At 37.2% G+C, this 25,876-nt stretch carries 18 protein-coding genes; all 18 read left to right on the plus strand.

Features of this window, described 5'->3' with window-relative positions; translation table 11 throughout:
* The first annotated feature begins 20 nt into the window (after positions 1 to 20).
* The 18 genes from ligA to RWP19_RS02165 all read left to right on the plus strand — a co-directional run bounded on the left by ligA (position 21) and on the right by RWP19_RS02165 (position 25,482).
* Positions 21 to 2,024: an NAD-dependent DNA ligase LigA gene (gene ligA / locus RWP19_RS02080; protein WP_314356276.1), complete on the plus strand. Its 2,004-nt coding sequence runs from the start codon at positions 21 to 23 to the stop codon at positions 2,022 to 2,024.
* A gap of 74 nt (positions 2,025 to 2,098) precedes the next feature.
* A complete protein-coding gene (gene gatC, locus RWP19_RS02085; RefSeq protein WP_004696952.1) occupies positions 2,099 to 2,389 on the plus strand; it encodes an Asp-tRNA(Asn)/Glu-tRNA(Gln) amidotransferase subunit GatC in 291 nt (96 codons plus the stop codon).
* A gap of 11 nt (positions 2,390 to 2,400) precedes the next feature.
* Complete coding sequence (gene gatA / locus RWP19_RS02090; RefSeq protein ID WP_008714016.1) at positions 2,401 to 3,861, plus strand: Asp-tRNA(Asn)/Glu-tRNA(Gln) amidotransferase subunit GatA; 1,461 nt, start codon at positions 2,401 to 2,403, stop codon at positions 3,859 to 3,861.
* A complete protein-coding gene (gene gatB / locus RWP19_RS02095) occupies positions 3,858 to 5,306 on the plus strand; it encodes an Asp-tRNA(Asn)/Glu-tRNA(Gln) amidotransferase subunit GatB (protein WP_314356277.1) in 1,449 nt (482 codons plus the stop codon). The genes gatA and gatB overlap by 4 nt, the downstream gene beginning before the upstream one ends.
* A gap of 168 nt (positions 5,307 to 5,474) precedes the next feature.
* Positions 5,475 to 5,891, plus strand: coding sequence for a DUF4229 domain-containing protein (locus RWP19_RS02100; protein ID WP_314356278.1), 417 nt, complete (start codon positions 5,475 to 5,477; stop codon positions 5,889 to 5,891).
* 63 nt (positions 5,892 to 5,954) lie between these two features.
* Positions 5,955 to 7,793: a DUF4080 domain-containing protein gene (locus RWP19_RS02105; protein ID WP_314356279.1), complete on the plus strand. Its 1,839-nt coding sequence runs from the start codon at positions 5,955 to 5,957 to the stop codon at positions 7,791 to 7,793.
* Positions 7,794 to 7,875: 82 nt separating this feature from the next.
* Entirely contained in the window at positions 7,876 to 8,841 is a 966-nt protein-coding gene (locus tag RWP19_RS02110; protein ID WP_314356280.1) for a TIGR01212 family radical SAM protein, read from the plus strand.
* An 8-nt stretch (positions 8,842 to 8,849) separates the two neighbouring features.
* Positions 8,850 to 9,863 (plus strand): PhoH family protein, encoded by a 1,014-nt coding sequence (locus tag RWP19_RS02115; RefSeq protein ID WP_314356281.1) that lies wholly within the window; start codon positions 8,850 to 8,852, stop codon positions 9,861 to 9,863.
* A 2-nt stretch (positions 9,864 to 9,865) separates the two neighbouring features.
* On the plus strand, positions 9,866 to 10,342 hold the full coding sequence (gene ybeY, locus RWP19_RS02120) for an rRNA maturation RNase YbeY (protein WP_005386517.1): 477 nt from the start codon (positions 9,866 to 9,868) through the stop codon (positions 10,340 to 10,342).
* On the plus strand, positions 10,335 to 11,234 hold the full coding sequence (gene era, locus RWP19_RS02125; protein WP_005386518.1) for a GTPase Era: 900 nt from the start codon (positions 10,335 to 10,337) through the stop codon (positions 11,232 to 11,234). Before ybeY ends, era begins: the two co-directional genes overlap by 8 nt.
* Before the next feature lie 54 nt (positions 11,235 to 11,288).
* Complete coding sequence (locus tag RWP19_RS02130) at positions 11,289 to 12,620, plus strand: hemolysin family protein (protein ID WP_314356282.1); 1,332 nt, start codon at positions 11,289 to 11,291, stop codon at positions 12,618 to 12,620.
* Positions 12,607 to 13,311 (plus strand): DNA repair protein RecO C-terminal domain-containing protein, encoded by a 705-nt coding sequence (locus tag RWP19_RS02135; protein WP_314356283.1) that lies wholly within the window; start codon positions 12,607 to 12,609, stop codon positions 13,309 to 13,311. Before RWP19_RS02130 ends, RWP19_RS02135 begins: the two co-directional genes overlap by 14 nt.
* A gap of 230 nt (positions 13,312 to 13,541) precedes the next feature.
* Positions 13,542 to 14,345, plus strand: coding sequence for a DUF3100 domain-containing protein (locus tag RWP19_RS02140; RefSeq protein WP_314356284.1), 804 nt, complete (start codon positions 13,542 to 13,544; stop codon positions 14,343 to 14,345).
* Complete coding sequence (locus RWP19_RS02145; protein ID WP_314356285.1) at positions 14,338 to 14,799, plus strand: hypothetical protein; 462 nt, start codon at positions 14,338 to 14,340, stop codon at positions 14,797 to 14,799. Before RWP19_RS02140 ends, RWP19_RS02145 begins: the two co-directional genes overlap by 8 nt.
* A 132-nt stretch (positions 14,800 to 14,931) precedes the next feature.
* Positions 14,932 to 16,251, plus strand: coding sequence for an amidohydrolase (locus tag RWP19_RS02150; RefSeq protein ID WP_314356286.1), 1,320 nt, complete (start codon positions 14,932 to 14,934; stop codon positions 16,249 to 16,251).
* A gap of 133 nt (positions 16,252 to 16,384) precedes the next feature.
* Complete coding sequence (locus tag RWP19_RS02155; RefSeq protein WP_314356287.1) at positions 16,385 to 18,250, plus strand: ShlB/FhaC/HecB family hemolysin secretion/activation protein; 1,866 nt, start codon at positions 16,385 to 16,387, stop codon at positions 18,248 to 18,250.
* A 36-nt stretch (positions 18,251 to 18,286) separates the two neighbouring features.
* Positions 18,287 to 25,117, plus strand: a complete 6,831-nt coding sequence (locus tag RWP19_RS02160) for a hemagglutinin repeat-containing protein (RefSeq protein ID WP_314356288.1) — start codon at positions 18,287 to 18,289, stop codon at positions 25,115 to 25,117.
* 11 nt (positions 25,118 to 25,128) lie between these two features.
* Entirely contained in the window at positions 25,129 to 25,482 is a 354-nt protein-coding gene (locus tag RWP19_RS02165; protein ID WP_105093821.1) for a hypothetical protein, read from the plus strand.
* Positions 25,483 to 25,876: the final 394 nt, after the last annotated feature.

A 25,876-nucleotide genomic window follows, 5' to 3' on the forward strand; every position in this document is an offset into this window, starting at 1 on the left:
ATTCGATAAAAGGATATAAGATGAATCCGAAAGATAGAATTAAAGAGTTACAACAAGAGCTGACTCATGCACAGTATTTATACTATGTAAAAGATGCTCCTACAATGAGTGACTTTGAATACGATAAAAAATACCGAGAGCTCGTTGATTTAGAAACAGCTCATCCTGAATATATTGTGCCATCATCTCCAACACAACGGGTAGGCATGAAGGTGGAAGGTTCCTTTGAAAAGGTCGTCCATGGCCGCCCTATGTTGAGCTTATCTAATGTATTTAGTGCTGATGAAGTACGTGCATTTGCTAGTCGGGTAGAGAAGGAATTAGGTCATAAGCCTTCTGCTTATGTGGTAGAACTTAAAATCGATGGTTTAGCTGTTAATTTGCACTATGAGAACGGCATGTTTGTACGTGCCGTAACACGTGGTGATGGTCGCGTTGGTGAAGACGTAACTGCTAATGTGCGTACTATTAAATCTATTCCTTTATATCTAGAGGATGCGCCAGAATTTATCGAGGTTCGCGGTGAAGCGTATATGCCTCATAGTGAATTTAAACGTATAAATGAAGAACGTGACGAAGAGGGCTTGCCTATCTTCGTAAATCCTCGTAATGCAGCAGCAGGTTCTTTACGTCAACAAGATCCTGCCATTACGGCTAGTCGTAATTTAGCATTCTTTGCCTATGCAATCGGTTCTGAAGTGGGGGCTAATATTCATAGTCAAGAGGAATTGCTACAAAGTCTAGAAACTTTCAAGTTTTCTGTAAATCCTCATTACCGTGTATGCAAAACAATTGACGAGGTCATAGAGGCTATTAATTATTGGGGTGAAAAGCGCCATGAGTTGCCATACGATACAGATGGTATGGTAATTAAGGTTAATAGTTTCGATGACCAAGAGGTACTTGGCAGTACTGCGAAGGATCCTAAGTGGGCTACAGCTTACAAATATCCGCCAGAAGAGGTAGAGACCATTCTTAAGGATATTACTATCAATGTGGGACGTACGGGGGTTCTTACTCCAACTGGTGAATTGGAATCTGTATTCGTATCCGGTACAAATGTAAGTCGTGTTACACTACATAATCAAGACTTCATCAATGAAAAAGATATTCGCATTGGTGACCATGTCATCATTCACAAGGCAGCCGAGATTATTCCAGAGGTTATCCGCGTAGTTCCAGAAAAACGAACTGGTTCTGAAGTGCCTTTCACAATTCCTAATACATGTCCTGTATGCGAATTTCCTGCAGTCCGACGTGAAGGTGAAGCCGCTATTCGTTGCACCAATAAACATTGTCCTGCCATTGAAAAGGAACAAATTATCCATTTTGCATCTCGCGATGCTATGAATATCGATGGTCTCGGTCCTAGCATTGTAGAAAACCTCATCAATAACAAATTAATCACCAATGTTGTTGATTTATATCATTTAACGGTCGAACAACTAGTTACCATGGATCGAATGGGTAAGAAGTCTGCTGAGAATTTGGTAAAAGCTATCGGAGATTCTAAATCTCGCGGATTAGATCGTGTACTATATGGTCTTGGTATTCGACTAATTGGTTCTAAGGCAGCCGGAACAATTGCAAGTGTTGTGAAATCTATGGAACGATTCATGACTATTACTAAGGAAGAACTTGTTGCAGTAGAAGAGATTGGTCCTACAATGGCAGATAGTATTGTTGAATACCGTCAAGATCCTACTCATGTAGAAATCATTGAAGGTTTAACAACGGCAGGACTTAAGATGACTGTAGATATTGTTGAAGCAGCAGGCAACCAAATGGAAGGCGAAATCGTCGTTCTCACAGGTAAACTTGAAGTTATGGGCCGCAGTGAAGCTGGTAAGATTCTTGAATCTCATGGAGCTAAGGTGACCGGTTCCGTCTCTAAGAAAACAACCCTTGTTATTGCTGGCGAAGACAGTGGTAGTAAGCTTACTAAAGCAAATGAATTGGGTATTCGTGTTATGAATGAAGAAGAGTTTGTAGAACTCCTACACAAACTCGGAGAAATTCAATAGACATACATTCTACAATATTTTGAAAATATATATTATTTGCTTTATAATAAATAATTATGAAAGGATGTGTCTCGATGAAAATCAGCCAAGAGGAAATTAAAAAAATCGCCTTACTTTCACGCTTGGAAGTTAAGGAAGAACATATGGCACATGTAGAAAAAGAGTTGTCCGACATCTTGACTTATGTTGCTGAACTAGATGCATTAGAACTTGATGGTGTGGAGCCTATGGCTCATGCAGTACCATTGCACAATGTATTTAGAGAGGATGAAACAAAACCATCCTTAGACCATGATTTAGCTTTGTCCAATGCTCCAGAAGCAGAGGATGGGTACTTTAAAGTACCTCGCGTTGTACAAGAATAGGAGGTTTCGCTGTGGCAACAATTCATGAATTACACAAGAAACTAGTGAATAAAGAAATCAGCGCTGTTGAATTGACGAATGCTGTTATTGCACATAAAGCGAAAGTGGAACCGACTGTACATGCGTACTTATCCGATTCTCATGATCGTGCTTTGGCTACAGCTAAGCTTGTAGATGAAGCAATTGCTAAAGGTGATGCTATTTCCCCATTGGCAGGTATTCCTGGTGCAATTAAAGATAATATTTGTATTAAAGATGAACCTGCAACATGTGCATCTAAAATGTTGGAGAACTTTGTGCCTCCATACAATGCATCAGTTATTGAACGTTTACAAGACAATCATTATATTAGCCTTGGTAAACTTAATATGGATGAATTTGCTATGGGTGGCTCTACAGAGAACTCTGCATTAGCTAAAACATCTAACCCTTGGAATGCTGATTGCGTACCAGGTGGTTCTTCTGGCGGTAGTGCAGCAGCTGTATCTAGCGGTTCTGCTATTTGGGCTCTTGGCTCTGATACAGGTGGGTCTATTCGTCAACCAGCATCCTTCTGTGGCGTTGTAGGTTTAAAACCAACATACGGTAATGTATCTCGTTATGGTTTAATTGCTTTCGCATCCTCTTTGGATCAAATTGGCCCTGTTACTCGAGATGTAACTGATGCAGCGTTAGTATTAAATGCAATCTCTGGTCACGATGCTAAAGATTCAACGTCCATTCCAGGCACTCGTGTAGACTACACTACAGCACTTGTAAACGATGTAAAAAATCTAAAAATTGGTGTACCAAAAGAATTCTTTGGTGAAGGTCTCAATAGCGAAGTTCGTAAAGCTGTGGAAGAAGCTATCGAAACATACAAAAAATTAGGTGCTGAAATCGTTGAGGTTTCCTTGCCCAATTCTAAATATGCATTGTCTGCATACTATATCATCGCATTGGCAGAAGCTAGCTCCAATTTGGCTCGTTATGACGGTGTAAGTTATGGTATGCGGGTACCTGCAGATAATCTTGTAGATATGTCCACTAAAACTCGCACAGAAGGCTTTGGTCCTGAAGTACAACGCCGTATCTTGTTAGGTACTTATGTATTGAGTGCTGGTTACTATGATGCTTATTATTTGAAAGCATTGAAAGTTCGTCGCCTTATTAAAAACGAATTTGACGAAGCATTCTCCAAGGTGGATTTGATTTTGACACCAACTGCACCTAATACATCCTACAAATTTGGTGAAAAAGCTAATGATCCATTAGCAATGTACTTAGAAGATATCTGTACAGTACCAGCAAATCTTGCAGGTATTCCAGGTATTAGCATCCCAGCAGGTATGAGTAGCAATAATTTGCCAATTGGATTACAATTACTTGGCCCTGCTATGGGTGAAGAAACATTATTACGTGCTGCTTTCACATTTGAACAAGCACGTCCGGACTGTCAATTAGTAGCACCAACTGGGGAGGTTTCTCTATGAGTAGTAAATACGAAACAGTCGTTGGTTTAGAGGTTCATACCGAGCTTAAGACTAAGTCTAAAATCTTCTGTGGTTGTACCACTGAATTCGGCGGCGATCAAAATACACATGTATGCCCAGTATGCCTTGGCTTGCCTGGTGCTATGCCTGTGTTAAATAAACAAGTAGTAGAATTTGCTATCAAAGTTGGTTTAGCATTGAATTGTGAAATTCTAAACTTCAATAAATTTGACCGTAAAAACTATTACTATCCAGATTTGCCTAAAAACTATCAAACATCTCAATATGATTTGCCAATTTGCTTAAATGGTCATTTGGACATTGAAGTAAATGGTGAAACTAAACGCATTGGTATTACGCGTATTCACATGGAAGAAGATGCAGGTAAACTCGTTCATAGTGGTAACACTATTTCCGATTCTAAATCTTCTAATGTTGACTACAACCGTACAGGTGTTCCTCTTCTTGAAATCGTATCTGAACCAGATATTCGCTCCGGTGCAGAAGCAAGAGCATATGTTGAAAAACTACGTTCCATCTTGCAATATTTAGAAGTATCTGATGGTCGTATGGAAGAAGGTTCCTTGCGTGGTGATTGTAACGTATCCGTACGTTTGCGCGGTACTAAAGAGTTTGGTACACGTACAGAAACTAAGAATGTTAACTCCTTAACAGCTATTCAAAAGGTTGTTGAATACGAAGCCTTGCGTCAAGCTAAGTTGATCGAAGCTGGCGGTAAAGTAGATCAAGAAACACGTACTTGGGATGATGCTCAAGGCATTACTATTGGTATGCGTAAGAAAGATGAAGAAAACGATTACCGTTACTTCCCTGAACCAGACTTGGTACCAATTGTGATTACGAACGAAAAAATCGAAGAAGTGCGTCGTGCGTTACCTGAATTGCAAGATGCTAAGATTGAACGTTTTGTATCTGAATATGGTTTGTCTCGTGAAGACGCAACAATCCTTACTGTATCTCGTAAAACTGCAGATTTCTTAGATGCTACTGTAAAAGCAGGTGCAGATGCTAAGACTGTGGCTAACTGGATGCTTGGTGACTTGTCCAAGATGATTAATGAAAGTGGTTTAACATTCGCTGAATCTAAAGTAAGCCCAGAAAACTTGGCTAGTATGATTGCCCTTATCGATAAAGGTACAATCTCTGGTAAAATTGCGAAAAAAGTTATCGTATCCATGTGGGAATCCGGCAAGGATGCTGATACTATCGTAAAAGAAGAAGGTCTTGTTCAAATCACAGATACTGGTGCTATTGAAGAAATCGTTAAGCAAGTTATTGCTAATAATCCACAACCAGTGGCAGATTTCAAAGGTGGCAATGGTAAGGCTATTGGTTTCTTAGTGGGTCAAGTTATGAAAGAATCTAAAGGCCGTGCTAACCCAGGTATGGTAAATCAATTGCTTCAAAAATACTTGAAAGACTAATTTGCCCGTTAGCCTATAGTCATATAAAGCAATACAAACAAAAATATCCCCTATAGATATATGAATTTATATTTATAGGGGATATTTATTTGCATTTTTATAAGAAAAATATGGTATAATAGATTGTACAAAATTAATTATTATTTTGGTCATATAAAGGACGTAACGATGTCTGATCAACACAATACAAATAACAATCAAAATACATATAGAAATAATGAACGTAGCGATAGCTTTGGTAGTAATGCCTACTTCGGAGAGCCAAATACACGGGTATTATCTGATGATGAACGCCGTGACTTTGATGGTATAACCATTGAAGAAGTAGGAGACTCTGTTCATGTGGACTCTACACCTAGTAATATGAACGAAGAGTATCAACGCAGTGAAGAGTACAATCAATATGGCCCTCATGTTAAGGTGTATAGCTTTAATAGTACGAGTTGGCTAAGTCGTATTGTTTTAATTATTCTTCTAGCAATTGTATTAGCAGCTGTAGTATTTTTTGGTGGCATTATCCTATCTGTAGTAGGGGTTGTCATTTTAGTGGGGGCTATTGTTTCCTTTATCTTTGGCCTCTTTTAATGGTATAATATATATATTATGACTAGACGGTGGCTGAGCCATTCGATGATATAAAGGGGACCTATGAACGTAGTTTTATCCACATTAAACTCAAAATTTATACATTCCTCCCTGGCTTTGCGGTATCTCAAAGCCTACGGGCAGGCTCACGGACAGGCATACGATATAGTAGAATATACTATTAATATGCCTGTTTTACATATTCTTAGCGATATTACAGAGCGCAATATAGATGTATTGGGCTTTGCTTGCTATATCTGGAACATTGAAATGACCTTACATGTGGTGGACATGGTGAAAGCAGTTCGACCAGATATTAAAATTATCTTAGGCGGTCCAGAGGTATCTTTCACTGCCGATGAAATTCTAAATCGTTGCCATGCTGTAGACTATGTTGTACAAGGTGAAGGGGAAGAAGCTTTCTACCAACTCATTAGTGCATTACAAAATGGTAAGGATGGATTAGGAGAAGAAATCCCTGGTGTACGGGGCCGCCATATTACAGGTCAACTTATGGGATCCACTGAGGCCGTAGAGGTTAAAGATCTTAGCACTATTCCATTCCCATATGTAGAAGAGGATATGATTGATTTAGAACATAAAATTATCTACTATGAGTCCTCTCGTGGTTGTCCGTTCTCTTGTCAGTATTGCTTGTCTGGCAATAAGAATACAGTGCGATTCTTTCCACAAGAGCGAACTTTTAAAGAATTACAATGGTTTATCGACCATAAGGTAAAGCAAGTTAAGTTTGTAGATAGAACATTTAACTGTGCACCACATCACCATCGTCCGTTGATGGAATTTATGCGAGATGCCAATACAGAGACAAACTTCCATTTAGAAATGGAACCTGAGCTCATGACGGAATGGGAAACAAATATTCTCTGTGAAACACCACCAGGGCGTATTCAAATCGAAGTGGGCGTACAAAGTACACATAAGAAAACTTTAGATGCCATTAACCGATATAACGATTGGCCGTACATTCAAAAGGCTATCCGTCCTATTATTGAGGCCGGTCGTACCCATGTGCATATGGATTTAATTGTAGGTTTACCTTACGAAAATAAAGCGCGATTTGGATTATCCTTTAATGATCTTTTTAGCTTACAACCTCATGCGCTACAAATAGGTTTCTTAAAACTATTAAAAGGCTCTGGTGTACGCCGCATGGAGGAATACCAATATATTAGTGATCCTTTAGCACCTTATGAAGTTTTGAGTACCCATGTATTACCTTATAAAGATGTACGCTTCTTAAAGCATTTTGAAGATGTATTTGAACGCTTCTATAATAGTGAGCGCTTTAGAACAGTCTTTGGCTATATTGGTAGCAAGCTCATAAAGGAACATACTGATACATCCATAACTGGTGAAGATACAGCAATAAATCATGTACCACCAATGAAAAAGTATGATCCCACTAAAGTGGAGCCTAAAAAAGATGCTTTTTCTTATTTCTGTGAAATGACACAGGCTTGGCTCGATGCTGGAAATCATAAGGTTAATTTGAAAGATATCGACCAAATTGAGTTCTTGTATAATTTCTTCTTGTCTAAAGGCGACAAAGTAGCAGCTGAACTATTGCAATATGATACACTTGTTAGCTATCGAGGTAAGGTTCGCAGCGAAGCCGTTGGTTTGCCGAAGCAAACAAAGGAACTTTTACAAGAAGGGGAATCATTCTGGCGCAACGAAGAGATTGCATCTCAGTATATTCCAAACTATACATTCAAAGAATGGCGTAAAATTCGCCAACAATATGTAGAAATGCCAATGTCTGAAGATACGGCACATGTATTAGGCATAGAGAATGTACCTAATACACCATTTACAGTAATTATTGACGTTAATAAAGAGGTAAAACCCTTTATACGTCCTGAAATAGAGGCTTGTTAGTAACATAAAAATAATTTATCTAATTTTTGATAGTTGAGATATTACATAACAAGCGATGATTGGTTAGTTAAATAGGAGTGTTATGACCGATACAACGAGACCAAAACGATACCGCATGGTATCTAAATATTATAAAGAAACCTATGGGGAAAAGGTTTATAAATTGCCTGTTGCCTTACCGCTGACGTGTCCAAATCGAGATGGTTCGGCCGGCGTAGGGGGATGCACCTTCTGCGGTGAAATTGGTGCAGGCTATGAAAATCGTCCTGCGTGGATGACAGTGCGCATGCAACTAGAGGAAAACATTGCTCACATAGGTCCCAAATATAAGGCGAAAAAATTCATACCTTATTATCAAAACTTTAGTAATACCTATTTGGGACTTGATGATTTTAAAAGCTATATGGAGCAAGGCTGCATCGACAAAGCAGTAGGCATTGCTATTGCGACGCGACCAGATTGTATTGCCGATGAATACTTAGACATATTGGCTGATATTAGAGATCGATTTCAAAAGGATATCTATATTGAATTAGGATTGCAAACGGTCAATTATGATACATTAGAGAAAATTAATCGGGGTCATGATTTAGCTCAGTTTATTGATGCTGTACTACGCATTAAGAGATATGGATTTAATGTAACAACCCATATGATAGTAAATCTTCCATGGGATACTATGAAGGATACTATTGAAGGAGCCCGTATTTTGTCAGCTCTTGGTGTAGATCAAGTCAAACTGCATGCTTTATATATCGTAAAAAATACATTGATGGCTAAGTGGTATCAAGAAGGGCAATTTACTTTAATTAGTGCTGAGGAATATGCTGATCGGGTTGTGAATTTTATTCGTCACTTGCATCCTGACATTGTATTACAACGTCTTGTAGGCCGAGCACCTGAAGATAATACGTTATTTACGAATTGGTCTATGGGATGGTGGCGAGTTCAAGACTTAATTGATGATAAATTAGACGAACTGGATGCCCATCAAGGTGATTTATGTGATTATTTAAACGGCAAAGCCGTTCGTAAGTTTATAGATTAGGAGGTTGTATGAGCGAACAAGTATTTACATTTCCTACATATGACCTAGCACAATCCATACTAGGTCAACATAATCGATATTTGCATATGATGCTTGAAGTTATCTCTGTAGATGTAGTGGCACGCGGGGATACTGTGGTTATCAAGGGCGATGAAAAGCAAGTAGAGGCCCTGTATCGTACGTTAGAGGAACTGGTATTTTTATATCGTGAAGGCAGTACCATTACTGAGTCCCAAGTTCGTATTGCGGCCAAACTTATAGCGAACGGTAAAGCTGATGCTGTACATACTATGTTTGAAGATACCTTATCCGTTAATATGCGCGGTAAAAATATTACGCCTAAAACGGAAGGTCAGAAATACTATGTAGATAGCATCCGTAAAAACACCATTACCTTTGGTATAGGCCCTGCTGGTACAGGTAAAACATTCTTAGCTGTAGCGTTAGCCGCATTCTATTTAAAAAACCGCAACGTAGATAAAATCATTTTGACTCGTCCTGCTGTAGAGGCTGGTGAACGATTAGGCTTCCTACCTGGTGAATTACAAGACAAGGTAGATCCTTATTTGCGACCTCTTTATGATGCATTACATGAAATGTTTGGCATCGAGCAAGTACAACGCTTTATGGAACGTGGTACTATCGAGGTTGCACCATTAGCATATATGCGTGGTCGTACCTTAGAAAACGCCTTCGTTATTTTAGACGAAGCTCAAAATACGACGGCTGAGCAGATGAAGATGTTCTTAACCCGTCTAGGTAACAACTCTAAAATGGTAGTCAACGGTGATAAGACACAAATTGACTTGCCACCACGTGTTGTGTCTGGTCTTGGCGAGGCTGAAAAGGTATTGCGTCATGTACCTGGTATTAATATGGTTTACTTTAGCGATCAAGATGTTGTTCGTCACGATTTAGTTGGTCGTATTGTAAAAGCTTACGATCAGTATCACGAACGTAAATTAGCTGGTGAGACTGCGGAAACTAACGCAGCATCTAAAGAGCATGTAGCGAAAGGATAAGCATGTATATACATATTAGCTATGATGAAGGAATTCAAGAGGATTCCAATATTGAGGCTGTTATACGCAAGGTCTGTGATGAAGTGAGTCGCGTATATGGTCTTGAAGAAGATGAAATGAGTATTTTACTCTGCGATAATGCTAAGATTCACGAGCTTAACAAAGAATATCGCGGCATCGATAGACCTACCGATGTATTGTCCTTTGCCCTTAATGAAGGGGATGATTATGAAGGCAGTGAAGAGGAACACCACTTACTTGGTGATATGATTATTTCCTTAGAGCGCACTCGTGAACAAGCTATTGAATATGGACATAGTTTTGAACGGGAATTAGCGTATTTAACGACTCACAGTTGCTTACATATCTTAGGATATGACCATATGAACGACGAAGATAAAAAAGAGATGCGTACTGAAGAAGAATTTATCTTAGGTAATCTCGGTTATGTGCGGGAGGATGCACCATATAATGAATAAGAACGAACATTTTAAATCTGGCTTTGTTGCCGTTGTAGGACGCCCTAATGTTGGTAAATCTACATTAATTAATGCCCTTATTGGCGACAAAATCGCTATCGTATCCGATAAGGCTCAAACAACGCGCAACCGTATTATCTGTGTATATACAGATGAAGCAAAACAAATCGTTTTCATGGATACGCCAGGTGTACATAAGCCTAAACATAAATTAGGTGAATTCATGGTAGATGCTGCCATTGAGTCTTTGAAAGAAACGGAAGCTGTTTTATTTGTAGTAGCAGGCAATGAAAAACGCGGCCCTGGGGATAATTTTATTATTGAGCAATTAAAACGTGTAAAGGTTCCTGTTTTCTTAGTCGTTAACAAGATTGACACTCTAAAAAAAGAGGAGCTTTTAGAAGCCATCGTGTCTTATCAAGATGCATATCCATTTGCAGGGGTTATTCCTATTTCTGCAAAGGATAAAGAGAACCTAAATGAAGTTCTAAATGTATTAGAAGAAACATTACCGGAAGGTCCACAATACTTCCCAGAGGATATGATTACGGACCAACCAGAACGTCTTATCATTTCTGATATTGTTCGTGAAAAAATCCTATTGGCTACACGTGATGAAATCCCTCATGCTATCGCTGTAGACGTAGATGAAATGAAAACGCGTGATGATGGTACAACCTATATCCGTGCTACTATTTACTGTGAACGAGACTCTCAAAAGGGCATTATCATCGGTAAAAAAGGTGCCTTGTTGAAACAACTCGGTGCTGAAGCCCGTGTAGATATTCAAAAACTATTGGCTACAAAGGTGTACTTGGACCTTTGGGTTAAGGTTAAAAAGGATTGGCGCAATAAATCCGGCATGTTATCTGAACTTGGTTATAGAAAATAATTTTTGCTATAATAAAAACTAACTCGTTTTCCCTATTGTATGAAAGGAATTAAGATGGATAGTGTAGATGGCCTGTTACCCATAGGGTTTGGTCTGGTATGTATATTTTTAATTAACTTTTTTGTGGTCGCAAAGTTCTCCTTTGCTCGCCTTCGTAAAGAGCATGTTGAGGATATGGATATCCTTTTAGAGAAGGATAGAGAGTTTTTATTAAAACTCTATCAAAACCCTGAGTATTTTTTAAATACGACGCAGTTTTTGATTTTATTCTTTATTTTGGCTCTTGCTGGTACAGGCACCTATGTATTTGATAACATTGTAGATCAACTTGTAGCGGTATTTAATGTGCATAGTACGTGGATGCACTTCGTACTAGATATACTTTTATTGTTATTAATTAGCTTAATCGTTTTAATCTTTGGTGAAATTGTACCTAAAGCATTGGGCTTATCGTTCCCAACAAAGTATGTAAATACCTATAGCCGTATCGTAGTAGCTGCTGGTCGTTTGGTATATCCGTTCATTTGGATTGCTAGCAAAATCTCCACTGTTATTTTGGGCTTTTACAAAACAAAATATTTAACAGAGCTAGACCTTGTGTACTCTGAAGAAGAGATTCGTATGATGATCTCTCGAAGCCATGAAGAAGGTCAACTAGACCAAGTAGAATCAGAGTTGATTGACAATGTTTTTAACTTTGTAGACCGTAGAGCTAAAGAGGTTATGGTACCACGTCAAGATGTGGACTGTATTTTCGTTGAAGACGGTTACGATGAAGCGATGAAATTTATTCGCTCTAAGGCTCATACGCGTTACCCTCTATGTGTGGAGGATAAGGATCATATCATTGGTCTAGTTCATATTAAGGACCTCATGGAGCGTCCTAATCAAGCACGTAAGGATTTGCGTAATGTAAAACGAGATATCTTAACTGTGCCAGAGGTAATGAAGTTATCCACACTACTACAATACATGAGAACTCGTCGTATCTATCAAGCTATTGTTGTAGATGAATACGGTGGTATGGTTGGTCTCGTAGGCCTTGAAGATATTATCGAAGAGCTCGTTGGGGATATTCAAGACGAACATGAACCACACTTACCAGCTAAAATTGCTTATGCAGATGGATCCTTCGAATTTGATGGTAAGGTCCTTGTAGACGAAGTAGAGGAAATGATGGACGTTGAAATTGACGATTCCGATTCTGATACAATTGGGGGCTATGTATTTGGTCTCTTAGAACGGACACCAATCGTTGGTGATACTGTGGATGCATTGGGATATACCTTTGAAGTAACACAAATGCAAGGTTATCGCGTATCCCGTATTAAAGTAACACCTTTACCTGAAGAGGAAACAACGGAAGAAGAATATGAAGAAGCTTAATGGTGGTTTTAACACACCTGCCATTGTTATTAGTCGAAAAAAACATAAGCTATACTCTGTATTTACTTTTATCACACCTAGCTTAGGGCTCATTCATGCATCCATACCGCATAAGCGTATGATGACCATGCGTAACAGTTCCTATTTACGTCCCTTTAGTGCTATGTATATAACGGTCGTACCTGATGGTGAATATGTAAATGTTACACAAATTGATGGCTCCTATGTGGTAGAATCATTAGATGTGAATTTAGATAATATTGCTTATGCTGCTGTAGCGAGTGAGCTCATTCAAGAACTATTTGCTGTGTATGATGTAGATCGTAAGGTGTTTGATACCGTTGTTAACTACTCCAAGCAAATTAGACGCCGCAATGTGCAATTGGGAACGATCATGCTTGGGTGGCAACTATTATTCCTTGCCGGTATTGTGCCTAGTGCTAATGCTTTTTCACATCAAGATGGTATCGATCCATTCTGGATACAGGTGAAAGAAACGACAAATCTTAGCATTTCGCGTTCTGTAAAAGCTGGATTACCTCAAATTCTCGCTTACCAGTGGGGCGAAGACACGCCTATAGAACTTCCCAAAACAATTTGGAAGGAACTAGAAAAACTACTATTTGCATACTGCGAGCAAGAAATTGGTAAACCATTACAAAGCGTTAAATTTTTAAATTCCATAATTTAATGATAGTAAAAGGCAGTTTGAGAAATCAAACTGCTTTTTTATATGTTATGAAATGTTGAATGGTGATATCATTTTCCAGTAAGCATAACTAGTATATATTTTCTGTATCTCAAGACACATATGAAAAAATATAATACTGATAGACATATGTACATCTGTAGTTGACACTTTTAATAACAATTATTTATAATATAACAATGTTATATTATATGTTTTTATAGGAGGTCATTATGCAGCTTTTGGGAAATCTCAAAATACATTTTCTAGCGCTCGTATTAACTGTAGTCGCTGAATTTATAGGCATAAAAAAACTAGGTCCTGTTGTATTATTGCCATTATTGTACACATTGATTCTAGGTTTATTAATTTCTATTCCTAAGTTTAAAATCCTAACCATTAAACAGATGGAAAAATCTGCAGATTATATCGGTATTGCCGTTATGATCTTGATGGTAAAAGTAGGTTTAGGTATCGGACCAAATCTTGGTATTCTTACAAGTGCAGGCTGGGCATTGTTATTACAAGAGCTTGGTCATTTCTTTGGAACTATTGTATTCGGTTTACCTGTGGCATTATTAGTTGGTATGCGTCGCGAAGCAGTAGGTGCTTGTTACTCTGTAGACCGTGAGCCGAACGTAGCAATTATTATCGACAAATTCGGTTTTAGCTCTCCTGAGGGCCGTGGTGTTATGGGGATGTACATCTGTGGTGTTCTTATTGGCGCTATGTGGTCCTCCGTATTGGCTGGTATGTTGGCACAATCTGGTTGGTTCCATCCATTGGCATTAGCTATGGGCGCTGGCGTAGGTAGTGCTAGTATGATGGCTGCTGCTACGGCTCCAATCATTGCAGTATATCCAGATTACGAACAACAAATTATGGCTCTTGCAGGGGCTGCAAACTTGTTAACTACCGTTCTAGGCGTATACTTTGGTCTATTTGTTTCTTTACCAGTTATGGAAAAAATATACAACTTCTTTACAGGTCGTACCCGTGAACAGGATTTAGCAGAGGAGGCAGCAAATCATGAGTAAAAGTGAAAAATTAACACAGTTTGTCATCGTTATTTGTATTGCTGCTATCATCACTGCAGTAGGTAATGTAATGGATGGTAAACATCTATTTAGCGATAGCTTAGTTGGCGTAGCTATCTTAGCAGTCCTTGCTACGATTGGTGCTTTAATCTCTAACTTGCCATATGCTAATAAATTACCTATGGTATTCTGGGTTTCCTTTATCGGTGTTGTTGCATCCTTACCAGGAATGCCTGGCCAAGAATGGATTATTGCAAAAACTAGCCAAGTTACATTCCTTGCTACTACAACACCAGTACTTGCTTATGCAGGTTTATCCTTAGGGAAAGACCTTGGTGCATTCCGTCGCTTATCTTGGCGCATTATTCCTGTTGCACTAGCTGTAACAGCAGGTACTTTCATCTGTGCAACAGCATTAGCCCAATTAGTACTTCATTTAGAAGGTTTAATTTAATACTAAATCATAATGTAAGATGTCTAAATTATGTTAAGATATAATTATAGATTTATATTTTAGAAGATATCTATTTATCATGATGATATGATCGACCGTATTTTATACGGTCGATTTTATAAAGGAGATAGTATGAGCCGTATGACAAAGGAAGAAGTAAAACAACGTGTTTGTAAAGCTATTGTTGATGCACAACCAAGTTTACGAGAATTAGCTGAATCTATTATGGCTGAACCTGAACTAGGTTTTAAAGAGGTAAAAACCTCTAAAAAGGTTCAAGCTATGTTTGATGAACTTGGCATTTCTTATACTACAGGGCATGCATTGACAGGTGTAAAAGGTAGAATGAAGGGCCGAGATAGTAAATATACGGTTGCCATGGTGGGGGAATTAGATGCCATTTTATGTCCTCGCCATCCTCGCGCTGATGATTTAACAGGGGCTGCCCATTGCTGTGGTCATAATGTACAAATTACCAATATGTTTGCTGTCGCTATGGGCTTACAAGCGGTGATGGATGAGCTAGCTGGTGATGTCGTATTATTTGCCGTCCCTGCAGAAGAAATGATTGAAATTGATTACCGCAATAAATTGCGTGAACAAGGAAAACTGAAATATATGGGCGGCAAGCAACAGCTTATCTATGAAGGTGCTTTCGATGATATCGATATGGCTATGCAAATGCATGTGGAGACTGCCAAAACTCCAGCTGGTGAAATGGGGCTTGGCAGTACATCCAATGGTTTTGTATCTAAACTGATTGAGTATCATGGCAAGGTAGCTCATGCCGCTCAAGCACCTCATGAAGGAATCAATGCTCTTAATGCTGCTTTAATGGGTGTTATGGGGGTTAACTCCATTCGTGAAACTTTCAAAGAAAGCGATTATTTCAGATTCCACCCAATTATTAATCAAGGCGGTACATTAGTAAACTGTGTGCCTGACTATGTTCAAGTTGAAAGCTATGTGCGTGCCTCTAATATTGAAGCTATTGTAGATGGTAATCATCGTGTAAACAGAGCATTAAAAGCTGGTGGCGATGCAGTAGGGGCCACATGTGTTATCAATGATCTACCAGGCTATTTACCGATGCGTAATGATGAACGTATGAATGCTCTATTACGAGAAAATTCAAATCCTATCTTTGGTGAAGCCAATGTATACCAAGGCCCACATATTACAGCTAGTACAGACATGGGGGACGTATCTCACTTGATGCCGGTTATCCATCCATGGGTTGGCTGTATTAGTGGTGTACTACACAGTGCAGAATATGAAATCTCTGTACCTGATGTAGCGTATATTAAAACAGCACAAGCCTTGGCTATGACAATCGTAGACTTACTATACGATGACGCTGTAGGTGCTAAGGATGTATTAGACAACTTTACACCAGCATTAAATAAACAAAGCTATATTGAACTCTTAGATCGCATTGCTAAGGGTGAATAAAATAAACCACCTATCGAAGATGAATTGATTATCTTTGGTAGGTGGTTTTGGTTTAAACTCTCTATTGACTTTCAAAAAAAAAACATAATAAAATATAACAAATGAGTTTATTTTTTACTGCTAGAGGAAGTATATGAAAAAGAGAGATTTACTTTTCTGTCTAAGTTTAGCTTGTATTCTGCCAATACATATTTATGGTGCTAAACCAATTGATACACAAGCACAACTAGATAGAGCAAGAGAACAGCAATTAGCGAGAGAGGCGCGGCTTGGAGAGGGACGAATTACAGTACAAACAGGTGGATTAGATATTACATCTGGATCTTTATCATCACAAGGTGGTTATACAGTACCGGCACAACAGCCAGCACATGTAGGACCATCTTTTTTTGTATCTCAAATACGTATTGTCGAAGAGCCTATTAGTCAATCTGCACAATTAACATATGATGATATGACAAATTCAACTATGGATCAAACTACGTTTGTAGATAATAGTTCTGCAGTAAGTACACGATTGATTAAAGGTCCTTTGTATTATGAAGCTCAAAAAAAGAAACTTCAATTAGATGTACCTAAAGAATTTGGTTTTCTACGAAAAACAATTAAACCATTTATGAATCGTAGACTTACCCTTGAAGATATAAATATTTTATCTAATAGACTAAATAATGCACTAATTGAGCATGGTTATGTTACTTCTAGAATTGGTATTCCAGCTCAATTCTTAGCTTCGGGTAATTTACAATTCAATTTACAATTAGGTCGAGTAGAATCTATATTATATAAACCTTACGTACAGCCATTACCATGGGAAAATGCATTTCCTATTCGTGAAGGGGATATCTTAAATATTCGTAATATAGAACAAGGTATTGAACAAATGAAGCGTCTAGGCTCTCAAAATGTGTCTGTTGAGCTTGAACCTGGTTCAAAACCATTGGCTACAAATATTGTACTTGAAACCACTAAAAAGCCACCTATCCATGGGATGGTGTCCATAGATGATTCTGGATTAAAAGAAACGGGAAAACTTCAGTGGACTGCGGCCATTGGTATTGATCGTGTCTTTAATGCCAACGATTCTTTAAATTTAAGTATAAATCGAGACGCAGCTCAAGACGGTGAACATAAAGGCACTAGAAATCATACTATTTCGTATTCTATACCTAGAGGAAAGGATACCTTTAGTATCTCCTATAGTGATATGAAATATCACCAAACGATTAACTCTATGGCTACTCCATTTATTAGTTCTAGCCATGCTAAGACAGTTAGAGGTTCCTGGAGTCATGTATTCCATCGTGATCGAACAACTAAACGTAGTTGGGATATTATTATTGGCAAGCGTAATGCCAAGAATTATATTAATGATGTAGAGGTTGCTGTACAACGTGCCAATACAGCTTCTATAGAACTCGGTATATCAGAACGAAGATATATCAAACAAAATACCTTATATTCTAGAGCGGCTATTAAACAAGGTGTTGGTTGGTTTGGTTCACAGCCTGAATATAGTAATGGAGCACCAAGCACTCGATTTACACAACTTTTAGTAGATGTAGATTATCAAATGCCTCGTACATGGGGGCATAGACCGGCAAGCATTACTACATCATTCCATGGACAATGGACATTAGGGAATAAACGTTTATTTTCTAGAGATATGATTAGCCTTGGGAATCGATATACTGTACAAGGGTTTGATGGTGAGAATACATTAATGGCTGAAAGCGGTTGGTATATGCGTAATGAAGTTGCTAGTTACATTCCTAAATGGAAATCAAGTGTTTATGCTAATGTAGATTTTGGCGCTGTATATGGTCCAAGTACTGATGTATTAACCGGTAAATTTATCGCTGGTACTAGTTTAGGGATGAAAGGGCAGTTCAAATCTGGATTATTCTATGATGTATTTGTTGGTGTCCCATTATACAAACCGAGTGGTTATAGAACAGACTCTTTAACTACAGGTTTCCAAGCTGGTATACGATTCTAATTAGTTTGAGTATATGTATTAATAGAGAGAGTAATTATGAAAGAAAAACGATTACAATATAAAATTGCCGTATGGCTTACTATGGGTTTAATGATTGTAGACCCATTAGTAGTTCCATTTGCCTATGCTGCAAATCCTATTGAGGTTGACAAAAATGCACCACATGAAAGACAAGCTACGGTTGGTCAAGCTGGTAATGGTATTACATTAGTAAATGTTGCAGGCCCTAGTGCTGGTGGAGTATCTAGAAATGATTACACTAATTTTAATGTACCGCAAAATGGTGTAATTCTTAACAACTCCTACCAAATGGCTAATACAAAATTAGGTGGATATGTACCTGGTAATGCTAATATGATGCGCGGTTCTGCCAATGTTATTGTTAACGAGGTTACATCACATAACCCAACTGAGATGAAAGGGTTTATTGAGGTAGCAGGTCGTAAAGCTTCAGTAGTTGTGGCTAATCCAAATGGTATTACTGTAGATGGTGGTGGCTTTATCAATACAGATCGGGCTGTATTAACCACAGGTAAAACAGAATATGATTCAAAGGGAAATCTAAACTCCTATCGCGTAGAGCAAGGACGTGTTTCTATTAACGGAAACGGTCTTAATGCTAAAGATGCTAACTCACTACAAATTTTAACAGAAGCAACAAATGTAAATGCCGGAGTGTGGGCTAATACAATTGAAACCCGTACTGGCAAAAATACAATAGAGGCTAATACATTAGACACTCAAAAAATCGGGGATTCTAACAATATTGGATTAGATGTTTCTGCTATTGGTGGTATGTATGCTAATTCTATTACCATGAAAGGTACCAATACTGGTCTTGGTGTAAATGTTAAAGGTGTAGTCAGCTCTACTCAAGCATCTAGTATTACTAGTGATGGCAAAATCATAGTTGATGGTGGTATTACGAGTAATGGCAACACTACGTTAGCTGGTCAAAGCATTGCCATTCACAATAATGGTGTGGTTCAAGGTGATGTATCTACGACTGTAAATAGCCAAGATACCCTAAATAATAGTGGTCTTATTAACTCTGGAAAAACTACGGCCATAAAAGCAAAATCCGTAGATAATAATGAAGGTGGACGCATTTATGGTGATACTGTAGCTATTGATGCAAACACAGTTATAAATCATACAAATTCTGAAATAGAACAGCGTTACCATAAAGCTGGTAAGGATTTAGAAAAAGCTAAAAATGATCTTGATGCTGAATGGAATGCTGATATTACAAAATATAAAACTAAAATAGAGTTAGAAGCACATCGTCAACGTATTAAAGAGTTAACAAAGACTTATGATGAAGCACAAGAGAACGTTACTGCCATAAAAAAAGAATTAGATACGCATAAGTCAGGTGTAATTGCAGGTCGTAATCACGTTGATATACATACAGACACAATAAATAATACAGGTAAAGGTTTCATCTATAGTGGTGGCACTATGGACCTTACTGCTAAACAAGGTATAAGTAATACGGGAGCAACTATTAAAGCCGTTAAGGATATTGAACTAGATACACCTGTAGTAAATAATGAAAATGTTGCATTAGGTGTAAAGCGTGTTTCAGATGGTATCACTAAAAATCCTGATAAGTTAAAAGTTACTGACCCACACCATAAGTTAGAAGGCCAAGTCTTTGATAAGTCAGAATTCCCTTATGCTGATTACAAAAGTGGTTATGGTACACCTCATGTAAAATCTGTTAAAACCGCAGAAGATGAAGCTTATAACAAAGAAATGGATAAAGATGAAAATCGAGTTCATAAGTTTACGATTATTCGAACTGAAACAGAACATACCCATAAAGAGGTTACTAATGATGACCCAGGTGTTATTAGTAGTGGCGGTGATGTTGTAACAACAGGTATTCTCCATAATGATAATAGTAAAGTGATTTCTGGGGGCACGATTCAAACTAAGGGGCGAATAGAAAATATATCTGATTCGATGAGTGATAAAAGCTTTATTACTGGAACCACCCAAGAGAGTAAAACAATAAGAAAACTAAAAAGTCATGGTGCAGGACATAAACATCGTAGAGTTTGGGCTCAAGAAGTTTATATGACCCCAACAATTACTGAAACCAATGTAAAGCCAATTGGTACAGTTCAAGAGCATGCTGAAGATACATTGTCTAAAGCTACTATTGCAAAGGTTAATGATAGTTTAGATCCCTATGGTTTAGGTGGTGGAAAAGGTAAAGAAAGTCATACTATAGATGGTTTATCCTTACCAACAGAGGCACTATATCAAATTCATCCAGATATTACAGCTAATGCTTTGATAGAAACAGACTCCGCTTTTACAAATCGTAAGAATTTTTTATCTTCTCAATATATGCTTGATGCCTTAGCAAATGATCCTGAACGAAGATTAAAACGTTTAGGTGATGGATTCTATGAGCAGCAGCTTATTAATGAGCAAATTGTATCAGCTACGGGCAAACAATATTTAGAAGGGTATACAGATAATGAGGCTGAATATAAAGCGCTATTAGAGGCCGGTATAGCTTTTGGTAAAGCTTTTAAATTAGCTCCAGGAATTGCTTTATCTAAAAAACAAATGGAAGCTATAACAACTGATATGGTATGGTTAGAAACTAAAACGGTTGTAGTAGATGGTAAAGTTCAACAAGTTCTATATCCTAAAGTATATTTAGCGAAACAACCTGCAAAATCTGTTGATGCAATGGGTGGAATCATAAGTGGTAAAGCTATTGTTAGCAATACTAATGCAGATATTCTAAATCAAGGCATTATGACTGCGGATACAATTGTATTAGGTGCTCATGATGTACAAAATACAGGCCGTATCGATGGACGTAAAGTGAATATTAAAGCAATACAAGATGTAACAAATACAGGTAATATTCATGGTGATAAACAGGTTAACATTAATGCAGGTCGTGATATAAATGTAGGCACCCATGTAGATAAATTAGAACACCACGATATTGTTGGTCGCCAAGGTACTATAGGTGTAGGAGAAAAAGGTGATTTAGCTTTATCTGCTAAACGAGATGTTAACCTTAAAGGTGCTATTGTTCATGCTGGGGAAAATTCTAAAGCAACGATTGAAGCTGGTCAGAATATTAATCTAACAACTGAGGCATTATCTGCTAAAAAGGATATGACTGTTAATAGTGATAATTATAATCGCACTGACCGCCGTACAGAATTAGGTACAGCTATTTTAAGTGATAGTAATGTTACTTTGCGAGCAGGAAATGATGTAAATATCCGCAATGGTATTGTTAATAGTGAACATGGCTTAACATCTGTTGAAGCAGGAAATGATGTTACTATCACAAATGGGAAAAGCTATAGCCGTGATGAATATGGTCTAAAGTACAAAGAAAAAAGTTTACTATCTCGTACAACTAATATCATACGTACAGATCATGAGCATACAGGTGTGTTATCTTCAACAATTGGTGGCGATACGATTAATGTGAAAGCTAATCGTAATGTTTCGGTAAAAGGTTCAAATGTTTTAGGCACAAAAGATGTCTCCGTATCTGCGGGTAATGACGTGCGTACAGATTCAGGTGAAGAAACTCAACGTGATGATGTATATCAATATAGTAAAAAATCTGGCTTAATGGGCGCTGGTATAGGATTTACTATTGGTAGTAAAAAAGTGACTGATACATTAGATGGAAGGTATGTAAATCAAGTTGCAAGTAATATTGCTTCCTCAGATGGAGAGATCAACGTTAAGGCTGGTAATGCCATTCATAGTACTACGACAAACTATTTTAGCAATCAACCTGCAGATCTTTCTGCTCAAAAGGTAACTGTTGATGGGAAGCATAATACTACACATGTAGTTCAAAGTCATGAGGAGAAGCGTTCCGGTCTTACTGTAAGTGTTGGTGGTCAGATTGTTAATGAATTAAATAATGTTCAGCAACTGGGTAAACGTGCTAACTCTAGAAAAAATAACAACCTATCAACATTAGAGTATCTTGAGGCTGCCAATACTTTAAAACATGCTTATACTGATGGGACTTCTTATAAAAATGCTAAGATAGAAAAACTTGTAGAAAAAGAAAAAGATATACTTGCTAAGGCGGATGAACTCAATAAAGCATATCAGGCAGAACATCCTGAAGAGAAAAATGCTATGCATCCAGATGTTAAAACTGCGATAAATAATGTAAATAATAGAGCAAAAAAAGATCGTTTACTGAATATACAAGTTGGTGTTGGTTCAAGCAAATTTAAACAGGTTAGTGAACTCAATCAAGAAAATTATATAGGTAGTTCTATAGGGAGCAAAAATAAAGTAAATATTACTGCAGATAGTGACAATATTGATAAAGGCAATATTCATATTACAGGTAGTGTTATAGAGGCTCCAGAGGTTAATTTAAATGCAATAAATAACCTAATTTTAGATGCAGGAACAAACTCTTCGGTACAACGTGATACATATACAAGTTCTGGATGGTCTGTTGGTGCTACAGTTAGTCCTCACGGTAATGGTGTTATTGGTTTAGATGCCAATGTGTATAAAGGTAAAGAAAATGCATTAGAGACAACTAAGACACATACTAGAACCGTTATTCGTGGTAAACAAGTCAATACTGTCTCTGGAAATGATACAGAAATTATAGGCTCTAAGGTCATCGGAGAAAGTGTGACTACAAAAGTTGGACATGATTTGAAAATTGAAAGTTTACAAGATACGAATGACTACCATAAAATAAGTAAAAATAAAGGTATATCTGTATCCTATGGTATGAGTGGACCTGCGAGAGTTGGCTTTGATAATTCGAGAGGTACTACAGACAGTCACTATGCAAGTGTTACAGAGCAGGCTGGCATATATGCAGGTGATGGTGGATATAATGTACAGGTAAATAATGCAACTACACTTACAAGTGGTATAATTAAAGGTAGTAGTGATAAATCTAAGAATAAATTATCCTCTAACTCTTTAAAAATGAATGATATTCAAAATGAAGCATCCTATTCAGCTAAGACCTCTGGATATAGTTTATCTACAACTAAACGCTCTAAAAATAATCCGATAGGTATTACTGGCAGCCCTAAAATGGGGATTCCTGTGAAAGGTAATTCTAAATCAACTACTTATTCTGCTATCAGTGAAGGTATCATTGAAATTGCTGAGAAAGAATCTTTAGAAAAGATTAATCATGATACAGAACAAGCACTTAATAAACTCGCACCAATTTTTGATAAGAAAACGGTAGAAGAAAAACAAATTCTATTAAATAAGCTTTCTGAACATGGATATAAGTTAATTGGAGACGTAAGTGCACATCAACAAACGAGATTACTTGATAAAGCTGTGAAGGCAAAAATGAAAGGCGAAAATGCTAAAGCGGAAAAGTATTATCAAGAGTCGAAAAAATGGGGGGATAATGGTATATATAAAGTAAGCTTACATGCTAGCTTTGGTGGTTTTTTATCTAATTATTCAGGAAGTAATATTATTTCTGGTGTTAAAGCTTCTGGCGTGAATGAAAGTTTACAAAGTTTAATTAATAAATCCACTAATCCGGAATTTAGAAAAATTATAAGTTTAGTCATTGGTAAAGTTGTCAGTGGAGATACTGGCGGTGCTTTAGCAGAAAAGGCGACTACTTATAATTGGTTAGAGCATCAGAATCGTCAAGATTTAAATTATGATATTTCCCAACTATTATTTACTAATGCTTATGGCTATGATGAAGATACACGGTGGAGTAAATTAAGAGAGAAGGTTGCTTATTATTATGCTTTAATGGAATATGAACGTGACTATCATGATTATTATGATTCTGATAATTTAGTACATGCAACAGACGGAGGCCATATAGGAGAACCTTATTATACAGATGAATCTTACTCAGCATTACTTAATAATTTATTTGCGTATGTAGTAGGTAGTGACCCTGATAATATCAATTATTATACGCATTTAAAAGAGTATTATTATAATAAATTCGTTAGTGAAGAAAAATATATTCAAGATAAGGGCTATAATGTTCGCACTTATGATGCTGGATGGCAAGAAGATGATGGACAATATTATAATAAACTTATAAATGGTGGCACTGTACTAAATGGACGTTTTAGAGGGAAGCAACTTGAGCTTGAGGGATATCCTACAGTTTTAGGTGACGATGGACAAACTTATTATACTTTGGATGAGAATGGAAGACCTTGGTATAATCCTAATCCATCTGAAAGCTCTATAAATAGAATAGTGTGGCAAGGTTATCAAGATACTGATGGGCAATTTTTTAATGTGCTTGCTGATGGTCGTAAAGTATTAACTGGTGAATATAAAGGAAATTATAATGCTAAAGATGGTCAAGCAATAGTGTTTGATCGAGAAACAAGAACATTTAGTAGTGGAGGATTTCCTGTATTTCCTGATGGAGATCCAGATCTAGTAAAACTTACAACTATGGCTGAACTTAAGGAGTCTCTTGATTATGCTTCGGAAAATGGGATGTTGTATGCTGGTGGAAACTCTATGGGGCGTGGTAATATTGTTAATATACGCTCAATAAAGCAAGAAATACCGCGAATTTATACTCAAGCAAATATATTCAACGCTGAATTATATAGTCTGAGGAAAAATATTGAAACTGGTATTGGTCGTTCTAATATGGCGACAACAGAGCCACGTAATTTGAAGCAAAAATTAGCTATGGAGAGTGTGCTTAAAGACCCGTTAAGTGGAGCTAAACAATTGCGAATTCCGATGACTGATAAAAGATGGCCTGGTGAATTGGGTTGGGTCAAGATGGCTAAAAATGTTAATGGTGTTGAGATACACTATGTTTATAACAAAAATACGCAACAATTTGATGATTTCAAATTTAAATAAGAGGTGTTCTAATGAATGATATAAAAATTGATTTGATAGAAAAATTTGATGATTGGTATAAGTTTTCTGTCTATATGAAGGCAGGGGATTTTTCAGGTAGGACTAACTTTGGCATAATGATTAGTGACTATGAGAAATTAATTTGTGATATTGAAAAGATGTATGTGGAGTTGGAAGGGGAGTTTTTAATAAATTATGAACATTCTGATGACTATGTAAAAGCACAATTTAAGAAATATGGACATTTAGAAATTTCAGCACAATTAGGAGGATCGTGGAATGATAATTTTGTAAAATTATTAATGTATACAGATCAAACAATGCTTCCCATAATTCTTCAACAGTTAAAACAGTTAAGTAGATAAAAAATGTTGACTTTAAAGCAATTACAATTTTCTTTATAAAGTTAATAAATTTGTGATTAGCAAATTCTCTAATTTTAAGTATTTATATGATGAATATATTAATATTCTATGCAGATATGAGTAATTGGCAACGTATACTAGGTTGTGGTAGTGCTGTTCTTTTAATTATTAAATTCTTATATGTAAAGTACTTTTATTAATTCCCGTTAATTTATATCTGTGTTGACATTCTTCCCCCTGTATTGCTACAATATTGTGTATAATATATGCGATGAAGCAGAGTAGTAAACCTCTCTAGCGAGTGAGGATGGTGTAAGCTCACATTTGGTTGAAGGCGCTGTAGAGCATTGGCAGGAACGCAGGTATCTGTTAGTAAAGGCCAACATAGAAAAAA

Origin of the sequence: uncultured Veillonella sp., from assembly GCF_963522475.1 — a bacterium.
Taxonomy (GTDB): Bacteria; Bacillota; Negativicutes; order Veillonellales; family Veillonellaceae; genus Veillonella.